A 2,204-nucleotide genomic window follows, 5' to 3' on the forward strand; every position below is an offset into this window, starting at 1 on the left:
GGAGCCGCACGGTTCCGCCGCGGTCGGCCGCGCGGCGGCGTACGTTGCGAAGGCCGCTCTCGTGGCGTTCCCCCGGGATCCCCTTGCCGTTGTCAGTGACGCTGAGCAGGACCCGGTCTCCGTTCACCTGGACCTCGACCACCGCAGCCGACGCCTCGGCATGGCGGGCCGTGTTCGAGAGCGCCTCCCGCAACACCGCCAGGAGCTGCTCCCCCAGCTCTCCGCCCACCGCCGTGTCGACCGGACCGGTGGTGCGGACGAGCGGGGTGAACCCCAGCACCGGCACGTACTCCTTCGCCAGGTCCCGGATGTCCGCCCGCAGGGAGCGCTCTCCGACCCGCTGCAGCTCGAAGATCGTCGACCGGATGTCACGGATCGTGGTGTCGAGGTCGAGGACCGCGGTGTCGAGGCGCTCCCGCAGCTCGTCGCTCGTCGCGGTCCTGCGGGCACCCTGGAGCTGCAGGCCGGTGGCGAAGAGGCGCTGGATCACGAGGTCGTGCAGGTCCCGCGCGATCCGGTCGCGGTCGGCCACCAACGCGAGCTCCTCTCGGTCCGCGATCGCCTCGGCCCGGTCCAGGGCCAGGGACGCCTGGTCCGCGAGCGAGGCGAGCAGCTCCACCTCCTCGACCTCCGGGCCGGGCCGTCCGCTCTCGAGGACCACGAGCAGCACACCACCCGGCGCGATCTGTGCCCGCAACGGCACCAGCACCACCGTGCCGTGCTCCGCGTGCGGTACGACGGCCACTTCCTGCGCCTGCTCGGCGTCGGCGATCCGCGCAGCCAGGTCCGCGATGACTGCCGGGATCTGGGCGACCTCCGCGCCGTCGGCGACCACGACCTCGGGCTCGACGTCCTTCCGGAGCAGCAGCGCCACCGCGCACGCGCGGACCACCCTGCGGGCGCCGACGGTGATCTGCCGCAGCGCCTCGTCCATCTCGATGGGCGGCTGCAGGGCCTCGGTGATCTGCACCGACGCCTCGAGCCACTGGCGGCGCCGTTCACTCTGCGCGTAGGCACGGGCGTTCTCGATGACGAAGCCGGCGGCGGTGGCGAGCACCCCGACCAGCACCTCGTCCTGCTCGGTGAAACCGCCCGGACCCTGCTTCTCGGTGAGGTAGAGGTTGCCGAACACGGTCCCGCGGATCCGGACCGGCACTCCGAGGAAGCTCTCCATCGGCGGGTGGTGCGGCGGGAATCCGAACGAGTCCGGGTGCTCGGCGAGATGTTCCAGCCGCACCGCCTCTGGACGCCGGATCAGGAGGCCCAGGATGCCCCGGCCCCGCGGCAGCTCACCGATCGCGCGGTGCTCCTCCTCGGTGAGGCCGAACGTCACGAAGTCGGACAGGCTGCGGCCGAACGTGTCGAGCACTCCCAGCGCGCCGTACCGTGCCTGCGTGATCCGGCAGGCCGACTCCACGATCCGGTTCAGGACGGAGTGCAGGTCCAGGTCGGAGCTGATCGCCACGACCGCCTCGAGCAGGGCCCGGGAGTCGCCGGGGAGGCCGAGATCGGCGGGAGGTTCGCTCATGGACCAGAGGCTAGCGAGCCAGCAGCTGTGAGCGAGGAACGAGCTCAGAACGTCGCGAGCGAAGGTCGAGCAAGCCCCGGGACCGAGGAACGAGGACGCGAGGGGCGGGTCCAGACCCGCCCGTCCACCACCGCGAGCCTCACATCACCCGGCGCACGGGCATCATCGACGACCGTGACCAGTCGCTGCCGATCCGGCGACCCGAGAGCTCCCGCCACACCAGCTTGAGGAAGAGATTGCGGTGCCCCGCGGCCCACGGCCGCGGCTGCCAGACCTTCCGGAGGTCGTCGAGCTCCTCCGGACCCAGCTCCTCGAGCCGGCCCAGCGCGACGACGCTCCAGCCCTGCTGGTGCTCGTAGTCCAGGTGGTCGACCTCGAAGGCCGCCTCGTTCCGCGGGCCATGGGTCCCGATCTCGCTGTACGGCGTCGTCCGGAAGACGACCGCGCCGTCGTACATCGCATAGTTGACCGGCACGATCCGGGGACCGAGCGGGGTCGCCACGGCGATCCGGCCGACAACACCCCCCTCCAGCAGGTCCAGGCACTCGTTGACGGTCAGCTCTACCGGCTCTTTCATGGCGACCTCCTTCGCAGGTCTCCATGCTGCATGCGCGGAGGCACCAGCCGGATGGGTCCTTGGTCCCCTTCTCGCCGGACCAAGGGAGGCGGACGCAGC

At 71.4% G+C, this 2,204-nt stretch carries 2 protein-coding genes; both read right to left on the bottom strand.

Features of this window, described 5'->3' with window-relative positions; translation table 11 throughout:
- Positions 1-1,528: GAF domain-containing sensor histidine kinase (locus VFN12_RS06340; RefSeq protein ID WP_325117771.1), on the bottom strand; the 1,528-nt coding region annotated here is incomplete at its 3' end.
- A 139-nt stretch (positions 1,529-1,667) separates the two neighbouring features.
- A complete protein-coding gene (locus VFN12_RS06345; RefSeq protein ID WP_325117772.1) occupies positions 1,668-2,105 on the bottom strand; it encodes a pyridoxamine 5'-phosphate oxidase family protein in 438 nt (145 codons plus the stop codon).
- Positions 2,106-2,204 lie beyond the last annotated feature (99 nt).

Origin of the sequence: Nocardioides sp., assembly GCF_035703625.1 — a bacterium.
Taxonomy (GTDB): domain Bacteria; phylum Actinomycetota; class Actinomycetes; order Propionibacteriales; family Nocardioidaceae; genus Nocardioides.